Origin of the sequence: Kineococcus rugosus (genome assembly GCF_050871975.1) — a bacterium.
In the GTDB taxonomy this organism is placed as follows: domain Bacteria; phylum Actinomycetota; class Actinomycetes; order Actinomycetales; family Kineococcaceae; genus Kineococcus.
The window spans coordinates 59,782-82,200 of sequence record NZ_JBJLSJ010000020.1 but is presented as its reverse complement, the minus strand read 5'-3'; the positions used below and the strand labels follow the sequence as shown (position 1 = coordinate 82,200).

Annotated in this window: 22 protein-coding genes; 11 read left to right on the top strand and 11 right to left on the bottom strand. The window is 72.9% G+C overall.

The genetic code is table 11. The annotated features are described in order from the left end of the window. Nucleotides 1–35: 35 nt before the first annotated feature. Complete coding sequence (locus ACRYM6_RS13180) at nt 36–860, bottom strand: oxidoreductase (protein ID WP_432543333.1); 825 nt, start codon at nt 858–860, stop codon at nt 36–38. Between the two features lie 65 nt (nt 861–925). Here ACRYM6_RS13180 and ACRYM6_RS13175 point away from each other — a divergent pair, with 65 nt between their 5' ends. Next, entirely contained in the window at nt 926–2,170 is a 1,245-nt protein-coding gene (locus ACRYM6_RS13175; RefSeq protein ID WP_432543332.1) for a VWA domain-containing protein, read from the top strand. Nucleotides 2,171–2,236: 66 nt separating this feature from the next. Here ACRYM6_RS13175 and ACRYM6_RS13170 read toward each other — a convergent pair whose 3' ends face one another. Both ACRYM6_RS13170 and ACRYM6_RS13165 read right to left on the bottom strand, forming a co-directional pair. Beyond that, on the bottom strand, nt 2,237–3,421 hold the full coding sequence (locus tag ACRYM6_RS13170) for an asparaginase (RefSeq protein WP_432543331.1): 1,185 nt from the start codon (nt 3,419–3,421) through the stop codon (nt 2,237–2,239). Between the two features lie 113 nt (nt 3,422–3,534). Then, complete coding sequence (locus ACRYM6_RS13165) at nt 3,535–4,155, bottom strand: TetR/AcrR family transcriptional regulator (protein WP_432543330.1); 621 nt, start codon at nt 4,153–4,155, stop codon at nt 3,535–3,537. 81 nt (nt 4,156–4,236) lie between these two features. Between ACRYM6_RS13165 and ACRYM6_RS13160 the strand changes: the two genes are divergently transcribed. After that, nucleotides 4,237–5,763 carry an MDR family MFS transporter gene (locus tag ACRYM6_RS13160; RefSeq protein WP_432543329.1) on the top strand — a complete coding sequence of 509 codons (1,527 nt, stop codon included), beginning with the start codon at nt 4,237–4,239 and terminating at the stop codon, nt 5,761–5,763. Nucleotides 5,764–5,847: 84 nt separating this feature from the next. Further along, the gene (locus ACRYM6_RS13155) at nt 5,848–6,186 is read left to right on the top strand and encodes a hypothetical protein (protein WP_432543328.1); all 339 of its coding nucleotides are present in this window, start codon (nt 5,848–5,850) and stop codon (nt 6,184–6,186) included. Nucleotides 6,187–6,226: 40 nt separating this feature from the next. Here ACRYM6_RS13155 and ACRYM6_RS13150 read toward each other — a convergent pair whose 3' ends face one another. From ACRYM6_RS13150 to ACRYM6_RS13140, 3 genes are all read right to left on the bottom strand, one after another. Next, on the bottom strand, nt 6,227–6,394 hold the full coding sequence (locus ACRYM6_RS13150; protein WP_432543327.1) for a hypothetical protein: 168 nt from the start codon (nt 6,392–6,394) through the stop codon (nt 6,227–6,229). Between the two features lie 110 nt (nt 6,395–6,504). Further along, nucleotides 6,505–8,613, bottom strand: coding sequence for a TerD family protein (locus tag ACRYM6_RS13145; protein ID WP_432543326.1), 2,109 nt, complete (start codon nt 8,611–8,613; stop codon nt 6,505–6,507). A 254-nt stretch (nt 8,614–8,867) separates the two neighbouring features. Further along, a complete protein-coding gene (locus tag ACRYM6_RS13140; protein WP_432543325.1) occupies nt 8,868–9,626 on the bottom strand; it encodes a DeoR/GlpR family DNA-binding transcription regulator in 759 nt (252 codons plus the stop codon). A gap of 234 nt (nt 9,627–9,860) precedes the next feature. Here ACRYM6_RS13140 and ACRYM6_RS13135 point away from each other — a divergent pair, with 234 nt between their 5' ends. From ACRYM6_RS13135 to ACRYM6_RS13125, 3 genes are all read left to right on the top strand, one after another. Next, nucleotides 9,861–10,076: a LacI family DNA-binding transcriptional regulator gene (locus tag ACRYM6_RS13135; RefSeq protein ID WP_432543355.1), complete on the top strand. Its 216-nt coding sequence runs from the start codon at nt 9,861–9,863 to the stop codon at nt 10,074–10,076. 73 nt (nt 10,077–10,149) lie between these two features. Further along, nucleotides 10,150–11,424, top strand: coding sequence for an MFS transporter (locus tag ACRYM6_RS13130; RefSeq protein ID WP_432543324.1), 1,275 nt, complete (start codon nt 10,150–10,152; stop codon nt 11,422–11,424). 914 nt (nt 11,425–12,338) lie between these two features. Continuing rightward, the gene (locus ACRYM6_RS13125; RefSeq protein WP_432543323.1) at nt 12,339–13,097 is read left to right on the top strand and encodes a GAF and ANTAR domain-containing protein; all 759 of its coding nucleotides are present in this window, start codon (nt 12,339–12,341) and stop codon (nt 13,095–13,097) included. Nucleotides 13,098–14,087: 990 nt separating this feature from the next. Here the strand turns inward: ACRYM6_RS13125 and ACRYM6_RS13120 are convergent. After that, nucleotides 14,088–14,654, bottom strand: coding sequence for a GNAT family N-acetyltransferase (locus ACRYM6_RS13120; RefSeq protein WP_432543322.1), 567 nt, complete (start codon nt 14,652–14,654; stop codon nt 14,088–14,090). A gap of 243 nt (nt 14,655–14,897) precedes the next feature. On the opposite strand from ACRYM6_RS13120, the gene ACRYM6_RS13115 reads away from it, so the two are divergent. The 3 genes from ACRYM6_RS13115 (at nt 14,898) to ACRYM6_RS13105 (ending at nt 16,879) form a co-directional block, all read left to right on the top strand. Next, nucleotides 14,898–15,452, top strand: a complete 555-nt coding sequence (locus ACRYM6_RS13115; protein WP_432543321.1) for a hypothetical protein — start codon at nt 14,898–14,900, stop codon at nt 15,450–15,452. A gap of 368 nt (nt 15,453–15,820) precedes the next feature. Next, nucleotides 15,821–16,294, top strand: a complete 474-nt coding sequence (locus tag ACRYM6_RS13110) for a MerR family transcriptional regulator (protein ID WP_432543320.1) — start codon at nt 15,821–15,823, stop codon at nt 16,292–16,294. 120 nt (nt 16,295–16,414) lie between these two features. Further along, nucleotides 16,415–16,879 carry an ester cyclase gene (locus ACRYM6_RS13105; RefSeq protein WP_432543319.1) on the top strand — a complete coding sequence of 155 codons (465 nt, stop codon included), beginning with the start codon at nt 16,415–16,417 and terminating at the stop codon, nt 16,877–16,879. Between the two features lie 74 nt (nt 16,880–16,953). Here the strand turns inward: ACRYM6_RS13105 and ACRYM6_RS13100 are convergent, their stop codons facing one another. Further along, the gene (locus ACRYM6_RS13100) at nt 16,954–17,421 is read right to left on the bottom strand and encodes a MerR family transcriptional regulator (protein WP_432543318.1); all 468 of its coding nucleotides are present in this window, start codon (nt 17,419–17,421) and stop codon (nt 16,954–16,956) included. A 149-nt stretch (nt 17,422–17,570) separates the two neighbouring features. Here ACRYM6_RS13100 and ACRYM6_RS13095 point away from each other — a divergent pair, with 149 nt between their 5' ends. Both ACRYM6_RS13095 and ACRYM6_RS13090 read left to right on the top strand, forming a co-directional pair. Further along, complete coding sequence (locus ACRYM6_RS13095; protein ID WP_432543317.1) at nt 17,571–18,272, top strand: SDR family oxidoreductase; 702 nt, start codon at nt 17,571–17,573, stop codon at nt 18,270–18,272. A gap of 422 nt (nt 18,273–18,694) precedes the next feature. Then, entirely contained in the window at nt 18,695–19,846 is a 1,152-nt protein-coding gene (locus ACRYM6_RS13090; RefSeq protein WP_432543316.1) for an adenosine deaminase, read from the top strand. A gap of 365 nt (nt 19,847–20,211) precedes the next feature. Here the strand turns inward: ACRYM6_RS13090 and ACRYM6_RS13085 are convergent, their stop codons facing one another. From ACRYM6_RS13085 to ACRYM6_RS13075, 3 genes are read right to left on the bottom strand one after another with little or no spacing between them, the layout of a single operon-like run. Then, entirely contained in the window at nt 20,212–21,066 is an 855-nt protein-coding gene (locus ACRYM6_RS13085) for a helix-turn-helix transcriptional regulator (RefSeq protein ID WP_432543315.1), read from the bottom strand. A 10-nt stretch (nt 21,067–21,076) separates the two neighbouring features. Further along, nucleotides 21,077–21,385, bottom strand: coding sequence for an Atu4866 domain-containing protein (locus ACRYM6_RS13080; RefSeq protein ID WP_432543314.1), 309 nt, complete (start codon nt 21,383–21,385; stop codon nt 21,077–21,079). After that, the gene (locus tag ACRYM6_RS13075; protein WP_432543354.1) at nt 21,382–22,191 is read right to left on the bottom strand and encodes an SDR family oxidoreductase; all 810 of its coding nucleotides are present in this window, start codon (nt 22,189–22,191) and stop codon (nt 21,382–21,384) included. The genes ACRYM6_RS13080 and ACRYM6_RS13075 overlap by 4 nt, the downstream gene beginning before the upstream one ends. Between the last annotated feature and the right edge of the window lie 228 nt (nt 22,192–22,419).

Here is a 22,419-nt window from a genome sequence, read left to right as displayed (position 1 = left end):
CCGCCGGCTTGAGCCCCCTCCTGGGGCGTCCCCGGTCAGTAGTCGGTGCTGGCGCTCAGCTCCCGCCACACGTTGACCTCCGCGACGCGGGACTCCAGCACCCCGTCGATCGCGGCCAGCGCGTCCGACCCCAGGAAGATGGACGACGGCGGGTTCTCGGCCTCGGCGAGGGCGATCATCGCGGCGGCCGCCTTGGCCGGGTCGCCGGGCTGGGTGCCGTGCACGGTGTCGTTCTCGATGCGCCGCTGCCCGGCGGTGCCCGCGTAGTCGCCGATGGGTTCGGGCGACTGCGTCAGCGACCGGCCCGCGAAGTCGGTCCGGAACCCGCCGGGGGCGACGATCGTCACGGAGATCCCCAGCGGGGCGAGCTCGGAGCGCAGCGACCGCGACAGCGCCTCCAGCGCGGCCTTCGCGGCGGCGTAGTAGCCCGACCCGGGCGGGCAGACGTGCGCGCCGATCGAGGACACGTTGAGGACGGTGCCGCTGCGCCGGGCCCGCATGCCGGGCAGCACGGCCTTCAGGACGGAGGCCGCCCCGAAGACGTGCGTCGCGAACAGCCGCTCCACGTCCTCGTCGACGCCCTCCTCGACGGCCGCGCGGTACCCGTAGCCGGCGTTGTTGACGACGACGTCGATCCCGCCGAAGCGCTCCTCGGCGCGGCGCACGGTCTCGGTGACCTGCTCGGGGGAGGTGACGTCGAGGGACAGCGCGAGCGCCCGGTCGGGGTGGGCGGCCGCGATGTCCTCGACGCGCGCGGCGTCCCGGGCGGTCACGACGGCCTGGTGGCCGCGTTCGAGGACGGCGAGGGCGAGCGCGCGGCCCAGGCCCGTCGAGCAACCGGTGATCAGCCAGGTGGACATGCCCCGACCCTGCCACCTGCTCGCGGTGGCTGCCACGCAGCCGCCCGCTGCGGTAGGACTGAGGGGTGACCACGCTCACCGAGGGCGGCAACGCGCCCCTGTCCGGAACGTCCGTGCGCGTGCGGGTCGAGGGGCCCGTCGACGTCACCGCGCTCGTCGTGAACGCCGACGGCAAGGTCGGCGGGGACGCCGACATGGTGTTCTTCAACCAGCCGTCCGCGCCGGGGGTCCGGCTGGAGGGCCGTGGCCTCGCCGTGGACCTGGCCGCGCTGCGGCCGGGGGCCGACAAGGTCGTGGTGGTGGCGAGCCCGGAGACCGAGGGCGCCACGTTCGCCGGGACGGGCGTGCGCCTGACCCTGGACCACGGCGGGGAGGTCGTGGAGTTCTCCCCGGCGCGGCTGGGCCCGGAGACCGTGGTGGTGCTCGCCGAGCTGTACCAGCGCGGCGGGGCGTGGAAGGTGCGGGCGGTGGGGCAGGGGTACGACAACGGCCTCGGGGGGCTGGCGACGGACTTCGGGGTCAGCGTCGACGAGGAACCCGCGGCCCCCGCGAGCCCGTCCCCGGCGGCGTCCCCGACCCCGGCGGTGTCGTTCACCAAGGGCGAGGAGAAGCTGCCGCCGGCGATGCGGGAGAAGCTGAACCTGCGCAAGCAGCAGGTCGCGCTGGTCCTGACCAAGCACGGGGCGCCGGGGCTGCGGTGCCGCGTGGTGCTGGTCCTGGACGTGTCCGGCAGCACCGGCGGGCTGTACCGCAAGGGCGTGTTCACCCGAGCCGTCGAGCGGGTCGCCCCCGTCGCGGCGCAGGTCGACGACGGCGCCGAGATGCAGGCGTGGGCGATGGGGTCGCGGGCCGAGCGCCTGGAGGACGTCACCATCGGGGACCTGCCGCGGTGGCTGGAGCAGTACACCGTCAAGCGCTACCCCGGGGCGGGGGGCGCGAACAACGAGAAGGTCGTCGTCGAGGACGTCGCCCGGTACGTCGAGCGGGAACCGCTGGACATCCCCACCCTCGTGCTGTTCTTCCACGACGGCGGGGTGACCGACAACCGGGGGACCGAGAAGGCGTTGCGCGCCGTGGAGGAGCAGCCGGTGTTCTGGCAGTTCATCGGGATCGGGCGCAGCAACTACGGGATCCTGGAGCGGCTGGACACCCTCGACGGGCGCCGCTACGACAACACGGGGTTCTTCGCGCTGGACGACCTCGACGCGGTGGGCGACGAGGAGCTGTACGACCGGATCCTGCGGGAGTTCCCGCGGTGGATGCGGTCGTACTACCCGACGGGGGCGCCGGCGCTGCGCGGCCTGGGCTGAGGTGGCGGGCCGGCGCTCCGCGGGTCGGGGGAGGTCGTCCGCCCGCGGAGCGCCGGTGGGGCGGCGTCAGGAGAACTCGGGGCTCCCGACCGTGTCCACCAGGTCGCGCACCTGCGCCTCGTCCTCGCTGAAGGCCAGGGAGAGCACCAGGAGCAGGCGGGCCTTCTGCGGCAGCAGGTCCTCCATGCCGATGACGCCGGGGGTGGGTTCCTCGGCGTCGTAGATGGAACCGGAACCGGTGCGGGAGGTGCTCCCGAAGGTGACCCCCTGCGCCAGGGCCGCGGTGCGCGCCTCGGCCATCGCCGGGGAGATGCCGCCCGCGCCGGTGCCCGCGGTGACGATCCCCTCCACGCCCGCCGCGGCGAACGCGGAGATCGCCTCGCCGCCGGCCTGCTGGTAGGAGTAGGCGATCTCCACGCGGGGCAGGTCCGCGGGGCCGATCGTGGAGACGTCGAACGGCGTGGACCACGCCGCCGTGCCGCACAGCTCGGCGCGCGCGGGAGCGCGGCGCGTCGTCACGTGGGTCTCGTCGACCACGCCGAGGGCTCCGAACTGCCCGCTGTCGAACGTGTCCAGCCGCAGCGCGTCCGTCTTGGTGACCTCGCGCGCCGGGTGGAACTCGTCGTTGAGCATGACGACGGTGCCGAAGCAGGTCGTCTCGCCGCTGCCGGCGAGCCGGACCGCGTTGAAGAGGTTGGCCGGGCCGTCGGCCCCGATGACGTTCGAGGGGCGCATGGCGCCGGTGAGCACGACCGGCTTGTCGCTGCGGACGGTCAGGTCGAGCCAGTACGCGAACTCCTCCATCGTGTCGGTGCCGGTGGTGACGACGACGCCGTCGGACGTCTCCAGCGCCTCGTCCACGGCCAGGCTCAGCTCGCGGAACTGCTCGATGGTGTAGCCGCTGGACCCGGCGTTGCCGAACTGGACGGTCTCGACCTCCGCCACCCCGGACAGTTCCGGCTGCAGCGCGCCGACGAGGTCGGCGATGGGGACCTGCCCGGCGCGGTAGGTCTGCAGCGCGTCGCGCGATTCCGCGAGGCCGGCGATCGTGCCGCCGGTGCCGATGACCGTCACCCGCGGCGTCCCGTGGTGCTCCGCGACGGCGGGTGCTGCCGGTGCCGCTGCCGCAGCGGGGGCCGCAGCGGGCGCGGGGGACGCGCCGGCGGGCAGGACGGTGGAGACGCCGAGGGCGAGGCCCGCGGCGAGCGTCCCGGAGACGAGGGCGGTGGCGAGGGTCGAGCGTCGGGACACGGGTTTCCTCTCGGGGCGGTGGACCGGTGATCACCGGCGCCCGCACCCTAGGGATCCTGTGTGTCCCCGGTGTGTCTCCCGTGTTTCCGCGACGATCCGCCGGCGCGGGCCGCTCAGCCCGCCGCGAGCGCCCGCTGGGTCGCGCACGTCCGGCGGTAGAGCGCGACGACGTCGGTCTCCTCGCCGGCCTCGCGGCGCGCGGCCCAGTCGTCCAGGGCCGCGCGCAGCCCCGCGCCGAGCGTCTCGGCGATGACGCGGGTCCGCAGGTCGACGGTGGGGGAGCCGGTGGCGGCGGCGATCCGGCGGAAGAACGCCGCGGACTGCTCGGCGTCCAGGCGCAGCAGGGCGCTGCGCAGCCCGGCGTCCTCCATGACCAGGCACCGCACCCGCAGCATCCGGTCGATGGAGCCGAGCTCGGCGGCCATCTCGCCCAGGACGTCGGCGATGACGTCCTGGAGGTCGGCCAGGGAGGCGTCGCGGCCGACGAACGCCTCGACGCGGCCGGCGACGGCGTCGTCGAAGGTGCGGCAGGCGCCGAGGGCGGCGTCCTCCTTGGTCGCGAAGTAGCGGAAGAAGGTGCGGGGGGACACCCCGGCGGCGGTGGCGATGTCGTCGACCGTGGTGCGCTCGGACCCGTTGCGCGAGAACAATTCCAGGGCGACGTGCTCGATCTCGGCCTGCGTGGCGAGGCGGCGGCGCTCGCGCAGGTCCGGTCCGGGGATCGCGGTGGTCACGGGAATGAGGATAACCAGTGTCGAGTTGGCAGTGACTGCCACTAGGGTCGTGACGGTCATCACCACGAGGAGTTCCCACGCATGTCAACGAACGAGGACGCGACCCTCGAACCCGTCGCACCCGCACCGCCCGCACCCGCACCGACCACCCCCGCACCGGCCGCGCCGCCCGCCGACCGGGACCGGCTCGCGCCCGGTGACGCGACCGTCATCGGCCTGCTGCTCGTCTCCGCCTTCGTCGTCATCCTCAACGAGACGATCATGGGCGTGGCGCTGCCGCGCCTCATGGCCGACCTGGGCATCACGGCCGCCACCGGCCAGTGGCTGACGACGGGCTTCATGCTCACCATGGCCGTCGTCATCCCCGCCACCGGTTTCATCATGGAACGCTTCCGGCTGCGGCAGGTCTTCATCGCCGCGATGGGCCTGTTCAGCCTCGGCACCGCGATCGCCGCGGTCGCCCCCGGTTTCGGGGTGCTGCTCGTCGGCCGCGTCGTGCAGGCCAGCGGCACCGCCGTGATGATGCCGCTGCTCATGACGACGGCCCTGACCCTCGTGCCCGCCGCCAGCCGCGGCAGGACGATGGGCATGATCTCGGTCGTCATCTCCGTCGCCCCGGCCATCGGGCCCACGATCTCCGGGATCATCCTGAACTCGCTGTCGTGGCGGTGGATGTTCATCATCGTGCTGCCCATCGCGCTGATCGCCCTGGGGCTGGGGGCGTGGAAGGTGCGCAACCTCACCCACCCCCGCCCCGCGCGGCTCGACGTGTTCTCCCTGCTGCTGTCCGCCGTCGGTTTCGGCGGGCTCATCTACGGCCTGTCCAGCATCGGGGAGTCGGCCGGCGGGCACGCCCCCGTGGCGCCCTGGGTCCCGGTGGCCGTCGGGGTGCTCTCGCTCGCCGCGTTCGTGCGGCGCCAGCTGCGGCTGACCGCGACGACGGGGCCGCTCATGGACCTGCGCGTCTTCGCGAACCGCTCGTTCACCGTGTCGACCCTGGTCCTCGTGACGAGTTTCATGGGCCTGTTCGGCACCCTCATCACGCTGCCAATCTTCCTGCAGACGGTGCTCCAGCTCGGGTCGCTGGAAACCGGCCTGCTGCTGCTGCCCGGCGGGATCGCGATGGGTGTGCTGTCCCCGGTCGTGGGCCGGCTGTTCGACCGGTACGGCCCCCGGCCGCTGGTGATCCCCGGCGCCGTCGTCGTCAGCGGCGCGCTGTGGCTGCTGTCGACCCTGCACCCGGGCACCCCGACCGGGATGATCGTCCTGGTCCACACCCTGGTCAGCGTCGGCCTGGCGTTCATGTTCACGCCGCTGTTCACCTCCGCGCTCGGTTCGCTGCGCGCCGAGCTGTACCCGCACGGCTCGGCGACCGTCGGCACCGTGCAGCAGCTCGCCGGTGCGGCCGGCACCGCCCTGTTCGTCACGGTGCTGTCCACGACGTCGGCCGACCGGCTCGCCGGCGGCGCGTCGCCGCTGGACGCGGTCGCGGCCGGCACGCAGCACGCGTTCGTGTGGGGCGGGATCATCTCCCTCGTCGCGCTGGCGCTGTCGTTCCTCGTCCGGCGCCCGCCGGTGGTCCCCGGGCCGCGCACGCCGGTGCACTGAGGTCCTCCCGCCGAACGGCCGGTCCCCGTCGGGGGCCGGCCGTTCGTCGTCCCGCCGGGGACGTCGGTGCGGCACCCTGGTGCCGTGCCCGACGACGACCGCGGGGAGTGGACCGTCTACCTCACGTGGCGGCTCGACCAGCCCTGGGACCCCGGCGACCTCGACGCGCTGGCCCGGGAGCTGCCGGGCCGGCCGTGCGTGCAGGACCCCACGGACGCGGCCGGTCGCGTCGCCGTCGTCAGCCTGGAGCTCGCCGCGGCCGACGAGGAGGACGCGGTGCGCGCGGCCCGGGCGGCGGTGCTCGCGGTGCTGCGCCCGCGCGGGCTGCGCGGCCGGGCCCTCGAGGCGGTCGTCCGCACCGGGGGCGCCGCACGCTCCTTCGACCGGGACGCCCTGGCCCGGCTGACCCCGCCGCCCCCCTGACCCGGGCGCCGGGCCGGTGGTGGCCCGGCGCGCGGGGTCGTCAGCCCTCGAACTGCACGACCCGGCGCACCTGGACGGTGCCGTGGGTGGCGGTCGGGATCTTCGCCGCGAGGCGCAGCGCGTCGTCCAGCTCCAGCCACCGGTCGACCTCGCCGTCGGTGGGGCCGGTGTTCCTGGGGTCGCAGGAGCGGGTGAGCGCGAACTGCACGGGTTCCCCCTCGGGTTCCTGCCGGGGCGGGTGCGACCGCCGGTGCCCGACGCAGGGTCACCCACCGCCCCCGGCCCGCACCAGTCCCCGGCCGCGCGCCCCGTCGACGCCTACAGCAGGTCGGCCAGCAGCCGTTCGGGGCGCAGCACGTCGTAGGTGCACCCGGCGTCGGTGCCCACCGTGATGGTCGCCCGCGCGCGGTCGGTGACCGGTTCGCCGCCGCGGGCGGCGACGTGCTCGGCGACCAGGGTGGCGACGTCGGTCCGCAGGGGGCGACGCGCCACCACGGCTCTCACCAGGTCACCGACGCCGGACCCGTCGCGCTCCACGCGGGCGCCCGGCAGACCCGGCAGGTGCAGGTCGACGGTCACGACCTCGCGGGAACGCACGTCGAGCGCGAACGGCACGACCGCGCGCTGGCCGCCGGTGAGGGCGAACGCGTTCGCCACGGTCGCCGGGTCGAAGGCGACGTGCTCGCGGGAGGTCCGTTCCCGCAGCATCCACCCCGCGCACGCCTCCTCCAGGTCGCCGAACGCCGGGCCGGAGTAGCGGAAGACGACCGGGACCAGGTAGCGCCACGCCCCGGTCCGCACCGCCGGGTCCGCGCGCCCGGCGCGCCGAACCCGGCGGAACCAGCGCGGCCGTCCCCGGCGCGGCGGGGTCTCGCCGGGGAGACCGTCGGGGAGCAGGTCGCGCCCCAGCGCGGCGAGGTCGACGTCGAGGAACTCCTGCGCCCCGTCGGGGGCCGAGGTGACGTCGCCGGAGTGGACCATCACCCCCGAGCGCAACCTCGTCCAGCTCACGTGGTCGACGACGGTGAAGTCCTCGTCCAGCGCCAGGCACGACAGGTCCAGGTCGCTGTCCGGGTGCTTCCAGTGCACGAACAACCGCACGACCGGCGCCTCGCCCAGCGGCAGCACGCTGCCCCGTTCCACCTGCACCAGCCCCTGCGCGGTGGACCGCAGCGCCTCGGGGACCAGCACCCGGTCCAGGCCCTCGGCGACGTGGACGCGCTCGCCGTGCCACGACTCCCGGCCCGCGAGCTGCGCCGTGACGGCCGCGTCGAGGACGCCGAGGACCGCGGTGCGGGCCCGCGGGGGCAGGGCCAGGTGCCCGGGGGCGCGGGTGACCGGCAGGGCGGTGCCGTCCCCGAGCACCGACACCCGCGGGTAGGTGGCCCCGTTGTCGCGGATCTGCGCGCGGTCCTCGCGCAGCAGCCGCTCGAACCGCGCGGGGAACGACGTCACGTCGTGGCGGGTCGCGCGCAGGCGCTCGAACACGGCGCGCGTGCGCGGTGCCCCGGTGTGCTCGCCGACGTGCAGGCCCCGGCCGACGGCCAGCCACAGCCCCCGGCGGCGGAACACGTCGCCGAGGCGCGGGGAACGTTCCAGGCACTGGACGACGAGCCGCCGGTCCGCCCTGCTCAGGCGGGGGTAGCGGACCCCGCGGCCCAGGGACGTGTCGGTGCCGGTGAGGTCGGCGAACAGGCGCAGCAGGTCGTCGGGGTCCAGGCCGAGGTCGGGCAGGGTGGCCCGCTCGGTTTCCCACACCGCCCGCACCAGCAGGGTCCGCGTCTCGCGGAACGGCACGTCGGCCGGGCGGACCCCGCCCGTGCCGAGCAGGGCCGTGACGGCCCGCACGTCCTCGCGCACGTCCTCGCGCAGCGAGGTCGGTGTCGCGAAGCAGTCCGCCACCCAGGCCCGCAGGGCATCGTCGCGCTCCTGCGGGCCGACCACCCGCAGCGTCCACCACTCCACGCGGCCGTCGGGCGGCAGCACGCGCTGGCGCAGGCGGGCGACCCGGGCCGCACCGACGTCCTGGGGCACCGACGAGGCGGGCCACCAGCCCAGGTCGCTGAAGTCGAAGGCGGCGCGCACCTGCGCGTCGTCGGGGTCCGGGACCCCCGCGAGCCGGGCCCAGCCGAACGCGGCCCGCAGCCGGACGTCGTCGGCGGCGGGCAGCCGGTCGGGGAACCCGTCGAACAGCGGGGCCCAGGTGCCGTCGCCGCCCCGGCGGGACCGCACGTGCCGCACGACGTCGCCCACGCCGCGGGCGCCCGCGGCCCCCAGGCGTCCCGCGTCCTCCAGGTGCACGCCGACGCGGGCCAGTTCGACCGTCGCGGCGGCCGCGGCCGCCGGTGACGCCGGTTCCCCGGACGGGCCGGCGAGCAGGTGCAGGCGGTCGAGCGCGACGCGGTCCAGCAGGTGCACGACGCGCACGCTCCTTCCGGGGTTTCCCGGGGCGGTCGCCCCGACACGACGAACGGCGCCCCGAGGGACGCCGATCGGGAGGAGATCGCCCGGGCGGTTCTACCTGAGAGAGGGTGCGGAGTACGCCAGGGCCAGGCCTCGTCCCCATGGTGCCCCGGCCACGACGACGGGCGCAGCCGATTTCCCCCGAGCGGGTCTGAGCGCGGGGCACCGCGTGTCGCGGGCGGGACCGGAGGTCGCCCCCGGCGCGGTTCGTCCAGGGTTCAGCAGAGCTCGACCTGGACGCCGACGGCGCTGAGGCGCTCCAGCACGGCCGGCGGCGCAGAGCTGTCGGTGACCAAGATGTCGAGGTCGTCCAGGGAGCAGACGACGGCCAGGGCGCTGCGGGTGAACTTCGCACCTTCGGCGATGAGGATCGTGCGTGCGGAGGCAGTCCGCATCGCCTGCTTCACCGCGGCGTCCCCGAGGTCGTAGGCCATCACCCCCGCTGCCGGTGAGGCCGCGCAGCACGTCATGACCGCGGTGTCGAAGCGCAGTGCGGCGATCGCGCGTTCCGTCCCGGAGCCGACGAGGGTTCCCTCGGGCTTGCGGACCGTGCCGCCGGGCAGGATGAGGTCGACGCTGGGGCTGCTGGCCAGGGCGGCGATGGCCTGGACCGACAGGGGCATCGCGTGGATGCGTCGAGCTGCCAGCGCCGCTGCGGCTGCGGCTCCGGTCGTCCCCGAATCGATGATCACCGCTTCTCCGTCGGTGATGAGCCCGGCGGCGGTCGCGGCCAGGCGCGCCTTCAACGCCGCGGCGTCGGCTGCCCGGACGTCGAAGGGCAGGCCTTCGCCGCGCAGGACGGTCGTCACCGCTCCGCCGCGCACCCGGCGCAGCGCACCGACGGAGGCGAGGTGGTCCAGGTCGCGGCGGATGGTGATGGCGGAGATGTCGAGGCGCTCAGCCAGTTCCGGGACCTCCACCCGCCCGGTCCGGTGGAGCGCGTCGAGGATCTCCTTGTGCCGAAGCTCGGCCTGCATGATCGTAGGGTACATGGCAAAGGATCGAATGGTCATGTACCGTGATCGAAGAAGGTGGCGTTGCGGCTCTGGATCGCCGACCGCACCTCGCGTTGGAACGACCGCCCTGGTGGCGGCGTCCACAGCGCCTCCCCGGCCATCCACCACCCCGTCACGCCGCCACGACGACGGCAGGAAGCAGCTGACCCCGTGCTCGAGCCCACCACTGCACCGGCCGCGGCGGCGCCGGTGACCATGCACGACGTCGCCCGTGCGGCCGGGGTCTCCCCGCAAACCGTCTCGCGGGTCGTCAACGACGCTCCGGCGGTGCGGGCAGCCACCCGCCGCCGTGTCCTGGACGTCATCGAACGCCTCGGTTACCAGCGCAACGACGCGGCGAGCCGACTCGCTCGTGGACCTCGGCGAACCGGGCCCCGCCCCCCGCTCCGTGGCTCGCACACCCAGCGCTGACCACCACCGGGCGCTGACCACCACCGAGCACTGGCCACCTGGTCAGGCCACGTCTTCAGGAGTTGCACCGCCGATGGCCCTCGCCACGACACCGGTCCCCGCTCAGGCCTCCCGCGCCCGCGGGGGAGTCTTCGCCTTGTTCTTCGTCAACGCCGTCCTCTACGCCAACCTGGTCCCGCGCCTGCCGGAGGTCAAGGACCGGCTGGGACTGTCCAACGCCGCCCTGGGCACCGCTGTCGCCGCGATGCCCCTGGGTGCGCTGCTGGCGGGGTTGCTGGCCCCGTTCTGCATCCAACGCCTGGGTTCGGCCAAGGTCGGCGCCGCGGGACTGGTGCTGGCCGCGGTCGCGGTGGCCACCATCCCGCTGGCCGACACGTGGATCGTCTGCGCCGCGGTGATGATGCTGGTCGGTGCGCTGGACGCCGTCGTCGACGTCGCCCAGAACGCGCACGGCTTCCGGGTCCAACGCCTGTACGGACGTTCCATCGTCAACGCCTTCCACGGCGTGTGGAGCATCGGCGCCGTCGTCGGTGGCCTGCTCGGCTCGGCCGCCGCCGGAGCGGGCCTGGCCCTGGGCCTGCACCTGACCGGCTCGGCCGTCGTCTTCAGCGTCGTCGCCGTGATCGCCTACCGGTTCCTGCTCCCCGGCCCCGAGGATTCCGAACGGGTCGCGCAGGAGCAGGTCCCCGGAACGGGTGACGGCGACGGCCCGGTGGCGAGCAGCGCGGGCCGTCGCTGGTGGCACGCCGGAGTGCGCACCTTCCTGCTGCTCACCGTGCTGGGTGCACTGGCCGCCGGTGGGGCCTTCGTCGAGGACGCCGGATCGTCCTGGGGTGCGCTGTACCTGCGGGGGGAACTGGGCGCCGGTGCCGCCGTGGGTGGGCTGGCCTTCGTGGCCCTGCAGGGGGCCCAGACCATCGGCCGGCTCACCGGGGACCGCGTCGTGGACCGCTTCGGTCAGCGCCGGGTCGCGTTGAGCGGGGGCGCGCTCACTGCGGCCGGGATGGGCGCCGCGCTGGCCTGGCCCTCCGTGCCCAGCACCCTGGCCGGGTTCGCGCTGGCCGGGCTGGGCGTCGCCACCCTCGTCCCGGCCGTGATGCACACCGCCGACGAACTGCCCGGACTCCCCGCCGGTGTCGGCTTGACCGTCGTCAGCTGGTTGCTGCGCGTCGGGTTCCTCGTCTCCCCCACCCTCGTCGGGTTCGCCGCCGACGCCACGAACCTCCGGGTCGCGCTGCTCAGCGTGGTGCTGGCGGGTCTGCTCGTGCTGGCCCTGGGGCGGTTCCTCAACCCGGCGGCCAGGCGTGCGGCGGCCCACCCCGAGGTCGAGGGAGCGGGGGGTTCCTGACCGGGATCCTCACGCCCTGCGGCTCACCGGCGAGCGCGTCCCGCCACGCGGACACCGGCCTCCCGGGGAGGTCGCTGACGACCACGACGCGCCCTGACCGCGACGTCGGTCCAGCCGCGCCTCGATCAGAGCTGCGACAGGGTGCAGGGCGCGGTCCGGGGCTGTCCCCACCCGCAGCGGCTGTCAGTGATCCAGTCCCCGAGGTGACTGACCGGACGCTGAGCGCACTCCAGCGCGGTGGGGAGGAGGGCCGCTCGCCATCAGGATCACCGCCGTGCCACGACGGTGAGCTCAGCAGGTCCGGGAACGTCGGACCGGCGCTGGTGAGGGTGATCCGGACGTCGCCGGGGTCGCCGTCGATGCCGGAGCCGTGTGGACGCGGGAGCGACCTGAGGAGCCGGCACGTGGCGGGGCGGCCCTGCGCCCTCGGTGTTGGAACGCGCAGGACCTGACCCGCCAGCCGTGCCCGGGCGCAGCGTTGGGCTGCATGAACTCCAACACGTCCGCCCCCGCTGTGCACGCCGACCGTGCACACCACAGTCGTCGCCGTGGTCGCTGCACTGCGGGGGTCCCGTGGCGCCCTGGACGTCGACGTGGTGGTCGAGACCGGGTGGGGGCCAGGTGCGGACCCGCTGGTCACCGACCCGTCCGTGGCCTCGATGTCGTAGCTGGATCGCGCCTGACGCCCTCAGCGAGCCTCGAGAGGGCCTTGACGGGCCTCCCCGATCAGGGCTGCGGGGAGCGGAGGTTCTCCGACGGTGGCTTCGGCGGGACGGTGGATTCGGCGGGGCGATCTGTCGTGGTCCGCTGCCGGGTGGGCAGGTGCCGCGGGAGTTGGACAGGTGCCGCGAGGGTGGGCGGTCGCTGCGGGGTCCTGGCTTGATCGTCCTGGCGCCGAGGGTCAGGATGCCCGTGTGAGCGGCGATGAGCAGTCCCAGCGTTCCAGTGGGCCGACGCCCGGCTCGACCCTGCCTGCGCCCTCGTCCCGGCCTGCTGGTGGTGCCTCGCTGGAGCAGCAGCTGGCGCGTCTGGCCCTGGAGCTGCATCCGCAGGAGTCCGCGCAGGAGGTGATGGAACGGATCGTGGCGGCTGCGGCTGCGCTGGTGCCCGGGGCGCAGGACGCCACGATCACGCGGGTGCGCGGCAAGCACGTGCGGTCAGCCGCCGCGACCGATGACCGCGGACGCGGGTTGGATGAGCTGCAGGACCAGACCGGGCAGGGTCCGTGCCTGACCACCTTGTTCGAGCAGGAGGTCACCCGGGTCGGGGACCTGACCACCGACCCGCGGTGGCCGGCGTTGGCCGATCGGGTGGGTGAGGTGGACCTGCGCAGCATGCTGTGCCTGCGCTTGTACGTGGCGGGGGAGAACCTGGGTGCCTTGAACCTGATCTCCTCGGCTCCGGAGGCGTTCGACGAGGAGTCCGAAGAGATCGGGCAGTTGTTCATCGCTCACGCCGCGGTGGCGTTGGCGGCGACCGAGCAGGTCCAGAACCTGCGCATCGCCGTCGCCAGCCGGGACGTGATCGGGCAGGCGAAGGGGATCTTGATGGAGCGGTTCAAGATCACTGCCGACCAGGCGTTCGCGTTGTTGAACCGCGTCAGCCAGGACACCAACCGCAAGCTGCGCGATGTCGCCGAGGAACTGGCCTCCACCGGGCACCTCCAGCGGTAGGAGCTGACGGGGGTCAGCAGGAGGGCGTGCCGAAGGATCTGCACCGTGACGCCGGTGCGACCTGACCGTTCGCGGCCTCCGTCGCAGCCGTCGCAGCCGTCGATGACGCGCTCACCCGAGTCGTTCGTGCGAACTCACGGCGACGTCGCACCGGCTTCCTCGATGCGCGGGAGTCCGCTGCCCGTGAGACGGGCATTGCCGGACGCGCGCAACGCGGGATGGCCACGCGGTCGTCCTGGGTTCACCACTCGTGGTCAGACACCGACGGCCACGCGCCGTCCACCTGCGATGCGGCAGCCCAGTAGAAGGGGATCAGCTCGCGCAGCTTCCGGCTCGACCACCCAGCAGGACCCGTGGGGTCGGCGACACCGACTTCGACGTCAGGCCCCAGAGGGCGAGCCGTTCTTGGCGTGTCCCGCAAGGAGCGAGCACTGACCGTGTGCCGGTGGCCCGGTCGGTGCTCACGCACACCGACGCCACGACGGTCTGGCCGCTCGAGTACGCGGTGCAGATCGGACCGGTCCCGGCGCACAGGGTCATCGCGGCGTTGTCGTCGGCCAGCGACACACCCGTCAGGACTCTGCCGTCTTCGAGGCGGACCGCAGCAGCCACGGCGTCGCGCTGGGGCCCGCGGCGGTCGGCTTGATCAACGGCAGCTTGCATCAGTGGTCCATCGACGGGCATCGCCCGATCATCGGTGGTCGACCAGCCGATGTGCGGCCGTCCGCTCCTCGGCACGACAGCGACGTCGTCGGCTGCTGGCGATCACGCACGACGCGGGATGACCGTGACGTGGGGCGGACGGGCCGCGGAGACTTCCTGACAGTGCCGTCGTGGTGCGTTGCAACACCTCGTCCGCTCCTGGGGGTGCCGGAACGTCACGCAACGGCTCTGGCCGCACGGCACGACACCGGCAAGACCGCGAGGTCGTCGAGCGCGCCGACGGCGTCCTGACCGGAGGAGCCGTGAGCCGTTCCGGGGCTCTGGGAATCACCCGGACATCTCGTCCTTCAGCGACCTCTCGTAGCAGACGAACTCCACCTCATCGGCGAGGACGACACCGGTCCGGGTGAAGCCGCAGGCCACCGCCACGCGGTGGGAGTGGTCGTTGCCCGGTTCGATGCGGAGGACTGCTGTCCGGGCCGGGGTGCGGTCCGCGAGCCAGTGGCCCACGAGCAGCACTGCTCGTGCGGCCAGCCCACGTCCTCGCCAGGCGGGGAAGACGGCGTAGGAGAGGTTGACCCGCTCCGGGGCACCGTCGAGCAGGCCGAGGTTGGCCTCCACGCCTCCCACCAGCGTCTTCGTCGCCCTGTCGAAGATGCCGAAGTGACGTCGGGGGCCGTCGTCGGTCCACTCGCCGTGGTTCTCACCGATCCACGCGCTCACGCGCTCGAGCGTGGAGTGGTGCCCCTCGTTGAGCCAGCGCACCTGGCCCTCGTCCTCTCCTGCGAGGTGCGCCTCTGCGTCCTGCGGCCGCAGGCAGTGGAGGACGACGACCTCGTCACGCAGGACCGCGAAGGGTTCCCGGAGGACGTCGTGCTCGGCGTGGAGCGTCATCCGGACTCCTCGTTCGGCGGGTGTGGACCGTGAACCAGGCTGCCAGTGGATCAGTCGAGGACCACTCGCTCTTCGGCTGCTCGTCGACTTCCCCCACGGCGACGGCCCGGCCAGGTGGAGGCGTCGACAGCTGCCCGTGATCGCGCTCGGAAGGCGCCATACCGCACGTCCTCGTTCAGTAGACCTGCTTCTTGGGGCGCTCCAGGCTTGATGGTGAAGCGCACCCGGTGATCCACTGCTGAGATGGTGGATCTCCAGGACTTGGTCTTGCGCGACGGCGACACCGTGGACGTCGACGGCCAGGTGATCGAGGTGGAGGGTGCGCTGCACCTGGCCCCCCTGGGCGATGAGGGCGGTCCACGACCTGGCCTACCGTGCGGTGAGGGCGTACCGGTGCAGTTCCCACCGGGTGTGAAGCCGGCGGTCACCAGCATCGCCTCGGTCCACGGGGTGTGGGCTGGTGGTGGTGTCGAGGCGCACACGGTCGGGCCGGCGCCCACCCCTCGCGTGGTGGGATCACTGACTCCAGTGCGGTCCGACGCGGACACCTGGGCCGAATGCCCAGCTGATGAGCGCTCCGCAGCACTCCCGCGGGATCCAGCGCTGGAGGCAGCCATGAGCTACCTCGTGAGTGAGGAAGTCGGCGAAGACCTGATGTTCGCCTTCGGTGAGTCCAGGGTCAGCGACCGGACCGTGGGCCAAGCGTGGTTCACGCGCATGACGTCCGAGGTGGCGGAGCGTCTGCGGGCGGTGCCGGACGACCTGCTGCTCGTCGACGTGTGGTTGCGACCGGCCTGAGGTCCCTGTCCTCGTCAGGAGCTGGACGTGCGTGCAGCGCTCTGTGACCGCGACCGGCGCGTCTTGCTCGGTGCTGGTGGCCGAGACGGCTCGGTGAACGAGGAGCAGTCGGTCGAGGCGGCCTGGGCACGGATCACCGCCTGCCGGTGGTGGTGGGCTGCTTCTCGGCCCGGGACCGACGGGAGGTTCCGTGAGGTTCGGGGCACTGCTCGCGCGGCGAGCACCGACGAGGAGCACCCTCCGACTCGACGTTCACGGTGAGGCGGGGCCCGCTCGCCCGTCCCGCCGACGGCGCGTCTCTGGACGCGGTCCGTGTCCGGCGAGCCGATGAGTCATCGGACGAGCAGGCGTGGACGTAGCCTCGTCGCATGCCTCCGGTTCACGACCTCCTTTCCATCGGAGAGGTCAGTGCGCGCACCGGCCTCAGCGTCGACACGCTTCGCTTCTACGAGCGCCGAGGCCTCTTTCCTCCCCCTCGGCGGGGTGCGGGTGGGCGCCGGGGTTTTTCGACTGACGACCTCGCCTGGATCGGTGTCTGTCAACGTTTGCGCGCCTCCGGGATGCCCTTGCCTGAGATCGCCCGCTACGCCGAGATGGTCCAGGCCGGGGCAGGCAACGAAGGTGAGCGCTTGAAGTTGCTGCAACGTCACCAGGCGGCGGTGCAGGCCCAGATGACCGTGCTGAAGGACGCGCTCGACCTGATCTCGGCCAAGGTGGCCGCGTACACCGAGGCCCTTCCGCTCGGAACCGCGAGTGAGCTCTTCGTCAACGACGGTGTCGACGACGCCTACTTCGCAGCCAGGGGTGCAGCCTCGGTGCACGGGTCCACCCGGACTCCTTGAACCCTCTGGACGCCGGAGTTGACCTGGAGTCGACTCCAGGTCCTACGGTCGTGGAACTGGCCCTGCCACGCTCATCGTGAGCCTCAGGAGGAGCCATCACCCACGACCGTGAGGAAGAGCATGCCGAAGTTCATCGAGCCCACCGACCCCCGCTACGACGAGCGCTCGCGAGCGCTCGTGCAGATCGGTCGAGATGCCATCGCCCAGGAGAACCCCGCCGTTCTGCGGGAGTACTTCAGTGAGGACTTCAGGTTCCACGGCCCTGGCGTCGAACTCGACTTCCCGGGACTCGAGGCCTTCTTCGCCCAGATGCGGTCCGCCTTCAGCGGTTTCTACTGCGAGCGGTACGAGATCGTCTCGTCCGGGTGCCTCGTCGGATGTCGCACGGAGATGGGTGGAACCTTCGACGGGCCGTTCGAGCCGTCGCCGTTCGGCACCGTTCAGCCCCATGGCGGGAGGTTCACGCTGACGCTGATCAACATGTTCCGCTACGACGAGGACGGCAAGCTCGCCGAGGAGTGGGTGCAGTACGACAACCTCGAGACGATGCGTCAGCTCGGCGTCGAACTCGCACCTCGGTCGTGACGTTCAGCGCGTGACCAGCGGTGGCGTCTTCCCCCTCCACCGCTGGGAACGCGGGTCTTCGGATCTGAGGTCGATCAGGCGACACGCCCCGTCCGTCCCAGGCGCCGGCGCGTCGTCCGGGGCGTCTCCGAGGCGGGCAGGTCACCCCCGACGGCTTCGTCGAGGGAACCCGGGCACGTCCCGTCATCAGGGTGGTCGACCAGGCCGATCAGAGCGGCGAGGCGACGGCTGGTGGCCTGCAGCGCGGCGACCTCGGCCTGCAGGCGTTCGTGCTCGGCCAGCAACCGCGCCACCAGGTCCGGGTCGAGGTGGCGGGCATCGATGGCCGGCAGCAGCGCGGCCAGCAGGGGGCTGCTGAGACCTGCGTCGAACAGTTGCTGGATGAGCTGGACACGCATCACGGCCGAGGCGGGGAACACCCGCTGACCGCTGAGGGTGCGTCGCGGATGCAGCAGCCCCTGTTCCTCGTAGTAGCGCAGGGCCCGTGTACTGACCCCGGCCCGCTGGGCGATCTCTCCGATGCGCAGGTGCTCGGTCGGCACAACCGCCCCTCTCGGCCCCGGCACGACTCTTCCGGACTTGCCCTTGACGTCGACGTGAAGTCCTAGCGTACCCAGCGCCGGCCGGGGGTCGTCCCTGGCCAGCGCCACGCGCTCCTGCGCTACGGGCGACGCACGTCGAGAGGACGACCATGCAGATCAACGGGTCCACCGCGCTGGTGACCGGCGCCAACCGAGGCATCGGCCGACACTTCGTCGAGCAGTTGCTGGCCCGGGGGGCGCAGAAGGTCTACGCCGGCGCCCGACGCCCCGAGCTCATCGACGTCGGCGACTCCCGCGTCGTCGCGCTGCACGTGGACCTGCTGGACCCCGACTCCATCGCTCAGGCCGCGGTCACCGCCTCCGACGTCACCGTGCTGGTCAACAACGCCGGCACTACCACCGGCGCCGACCTGCTGACCTCCCCGATCGCCGACGTCCGCGCTGACCTGGAGACCCACCTGTTCGGCACCCTGGGAGTCATCCGCGCCTTCGCCCCCGTCCTGGTCGGCAACGGACCCAGCGCCATCGTCAACGTCCTGTCGGTCTTGTCCTGGGTCGCCACCGCTGCCGGATCGGGGTCGTACTCGGTCGCCAAGGCCGCGCAGTGGAACCTGACCAACGGCGTCCGGGTGGAGCTGGCCGGGCAGGGTGTCCTGGTCCAGGGAGTCCACCTGGGCGCTGCTGACACCGACATGATGGCCGGCAACGACGGCCCCAAGATCGACCCTGTCGACGTGGCCCGCGCCAGCCTGGCCGGTGTCGAGGCCGGCAGCATCGAGGTCCTCGTCGACGACCCGGCACGGTTCGTCAAGGCGGCCCTGTCAGGTGACCCTGCACAGCTGTACGGCTGAGTCTCCGCCGAGCCTCGACCAGGGCGTGCACCTCGGTCGAGGGGCAGTCCGCACCTGCTCGGCGTCGACCGCGTCGAACCCGACACCTGATCCAGCGCGAGCGGCGCGGGCCTCGGCTCCGCGCAGCTCCACCGAAGCGCGGTGACCCCGTCTCTCGACCGTCCGCTCCTCAACGTGCGAGGTCATCGCTGGACACCTGTGATCACGCACATCCCGGGGGACACGGCGTTCGATCACCGTCGAGCGGCCGTCACCACCTCGCGCAGGGCCCGTCAGCCACCCCCACCGGGTCGAGCGCCGCGGTGCACCAGACTGGTCACCGCACTGAGCAGCACCAGAGCCGGCCAACCCCACCCGTATCGCTCGCGCCGGGGCAGCGGCGCGGATCGCGCCGATCGAGGACACCGACCCAGGGAGATGACGTGAGCGCACCGACCAGCCCGAGCACCGGGAACCCCACCGCCGCGCAGGCACCGAGCGAATCCGTGCTGCGGGCGCTGCCGAAGGTGAGCCTGCACGACCACCTCGACGGGGCCGTACGGCCGCAGACGATCATCGACTTGAGCCAGGCCGTGGGCCTGGAGCTGCCGACCACGGATGCCGGCGAGCTCGGCGCCTGGTTCCTGGGGCAGTCCACCACCGGGTCGCTGGTGGACTACCTGCGTTCCTTCGACATCACCACCGCGGTGATGCGCGACGCGGCCGGCCTGGAGCGGGTGGCCAGGGAGTACGTCGTGGACGTCGCGGCCGATGGTGTGGTCTACGGCGAGGTGCGCTGGGCGCCTGAGCAGTCGGCCACCGCCGAGCTGTCGCTGGACGACGCGGTCGAGGCCGTCCTGGCGGGCTTGGAGGCGGGCGCTGCGGAGGTGAGGGCGGCGGGTGGCTCGACGAGGGTGACCCTGCTGGTGTGCGCCATGCGGCAGAACGACCGCTCTGAGGAGATCGCCGAGCTCGCACTGCGCCACCGCGACCGCGGGGTGGTCGGCTTCGACATCGCCGGGCCGGAGAAGGGCTTCCCGCCCAGCGCCCACCGGGCCGCCTTCGAGCGCGTCGCCGCCGCGCACCTGCCGATCACGGTGCACGCCGGTGAGGCCGACGACCTGCCCAGCATCGCCTCCGCCCTGCTGGACGGGCGCGCCCTGCGTCTGGGCCACGGCACCCGCCTGGCCCTCGACATCACCGAGGCCGACGGGCGGCCGGTCCTGGGGCCCCTCGCCACGTGGGTGCGTGACCGCGGCATCGCCCTCGAGCTCAGTCCCACCTCCAACCTGCACACCGGCGCCTTCGCGCACTGGGGTGATCACATGACCGAGCACCCCTTCGACCTGCTGTACCGCAGCGGGATGGCGGTGACCGTCAACACCGACAACCGGTTGATGAGCGCGACCACGCTCACCGCTGACCTGACCGCGTTGGTCGAGGCCTTCGGTTACGGCTTGGCCGAGGTCGAGGAGTTCCAGCTCAACGCCGCCCGGTGCACCTTCCTGCCCGCTCCCGAGCGCGCCGACCTCGCCGAGACGATCCGCGCCGGCTTCGACGACGCGCGTGCCCGCGCTTCCGCGAGCGACGGCTGAACCGGTACGGGCTCACCCGCGGCTCCTCGTCGCACTCGCCGAGGAGCCACGGCGTGCTCGGTAGCGTGACCGGTGGAACGTGCCTGAGCGCCGCGGGCGAGGTGTGAGCCGTCCGTTGCGCAGGTCGGCGTCGTCGCAGCTGTCAGGTGCTGGTGCCGTGCAGGTCGCGGGCTCAGCGGACGAGCACGGCGTGCGCCGGTTCTGCGTCGCGTCACCACGCCGACCGGACGGGGCCGGCTCGGCGTCCACGACGCGTCGGTACGCGAGGCCGGGGCCGTCGGTGCTGGCAGGGGATGGGCGCGGAGGTGTCTCCAACCGCCTGCCCTGCATCGATGAGGCTGAGCCGCGATCGACGTCGAGAACAGTCACCCGGAGTTCTCGATGGCCCGAGCGCCGGGGATGGCCCGCTGCGCAGCGAGTGTCCCGAGCAGACGCAACGCCACGTCGCCGGCGCTGCCCGTCGCCTCGGCCGTGTACACCACCAGTTGCTGACCGCGGGCACCACGCACGTCGAACGTCTGGGAGACGAGGGAGAACTCACCCACCTGCGGGTGCCGGAACGTCTTGGCGTCGCGCGTCTTGCCCCGCACGTCGTGGCGTTCCCACAGTTCGGCGAACTGGCTGCTCCCGGCGGTCAGTTCGGCCACGAGGTCCACCACCTGCTCGTCACGGGGGTCAGCGCCCTGGGCGGCTCGCAGGTTCGCGACGCAGGCGTGCGCCGCCCGGTCGTGTTCGACGAAGAAATCACGCCCCACGGGGTCCAGGAACGTCATCCGCGCCAGGTTGTCGGTGCGGGCGAACGGGGCGTACAACGCCGCCGCCAGCGAGTTGAGCGCCAGCACTTCCAGCGCCGGGTCGATGACCAGTGCGGGGTGTTCGGGCCAGGACTGCAGCAGCCGCAGCAGGTCGGGGTGCACCTGACGCCGGACCCGGGCCCGTACCCGCGGTACCTGTTGCTCAGCCAAGGCGAACAGGTGCGCCGTCGCGTCCTCGTCCAGGTCGAACACGCGAGCCAGAGCATCGAGCACCTGGGCTGACGGGTGGTGTTCACGCCCCTGCTCCAGCCGACGGTAGTAGTCGACGCTGACATCGGCCAGCACGGCCACCTCCTCCCGGCGCAGCCCCGCCACCCGGCGGCGCCCACCTCCGGCGGGCAGGCCCGCCGCGTGCGGGTTCGTCCGCGCGCGGCGGGCCTGCAGGTACTCCCCGAGCTCGCTCACTCCACCCACGCTACGGCTGCCCGGGACCGGTCGGCGCCTGCTCACGACGCAGGAGCATCCCGGCGTGGTGCAGCACCACCCGCCCTCGCGCATCGGGCACGAAGTCCCCGTCGGCGGTGAAGCCGGTGTCGTCCAGGTAGTCGATGTGCGTCTCCCGCACCCGGTAGCTGCCGGTGTAGGCGCGCTCGCGCGGTCCGCGAGCCTCCTCGTAGCGCCCGCCGGGCAGCAGGTGGTGCCGGATCCAGCCGTCGGAGGTGACCCAGGTACCCAGGTAGGGGTGCTCCCGGGGCGGTTCCGGCAGGTGGGCCGGTGCGTTCACGAACGTGCCCGGGAGCTGGGTCGGACGATGATCTCGCTGACGTCGACGTCGTCGGGCTGGGTGATGGCGTAGGCCACGGCCGCGGCGACGGCGTCGGGGGAGACGGCCACCGACCGGTAGGCCCGCATGGCCTCAGCGGCGGTGGGGTCGGTGATGGTCGAGGCGAGTTCGCTGTCCACCACTCCGGGGGAGACGGTGGTGACCCTCAGCCCGTCGGTGGCTTCCTGGCGCAGCCCTTCGGTGATCGCCCACGCGGCGAACTTGGTGGCGCAGTAAACCGCTGCGGTCGGGGAGACCTCGTGGGCGCCGATGGAGGCGATCGTCACCACGTGACCTCGCTGCTGCTCGGAGAAGACCGGGAGGACCGCCGCCAGCCCGTGGAGCAGCCCGCGCACGTTGACGTCGATCATCTGGTTCCAGCCCGCCAGGTCGCCCGCGGCCAGCGGCGACAGCGGCATCACCCCGGCGTTGGCGACGAGCACGTCGACCCGCCCGAAACGCGTCCGGGCGGCGCTGATGAGGCCTGTGACGCTGGCGGCGTCGGTGACGTCCACTCCGTGCGCTTCAGCTGCGCCGCCCGCGGTGCGGATCTGCTCGACGACCTCAGCCAGGCGGTCAGCGCGCCGGGCACCGAGGACCACGCGGTGCCCCTGCTGGGCCAGGTGCGAGGCGGTGGCCGCACCGATACCGCTGGAAGCCCCCGTGATCACGACGACCTTGCTGTGCTCGTCGTAGGAGACGGCCGGCGCCTGGGCGAGGACGGTCGAAGGTGCGGCGGTCTGGTCGTGAGGGGTCGTCATCGTGATTTCCTCCAGGAGCTGGATCGGCAGGGGCAGACGCCTCGCCGGTCCCAGCGTGGACGGATGCGGACCGCGCTGACAGGCCGCTCGGATCAGGGGTGCAGCACACCCCCTCTGCAGCGCACCCGCCGACTGCTGACCGCGTCCGTGCCTGGCGAGCACGAGTCCGTGGGGTCATCGCTGCCGTGGTCACGGGTCACGGGGGCGTGTCGCCCGTCCACGGTTCCACGCTCC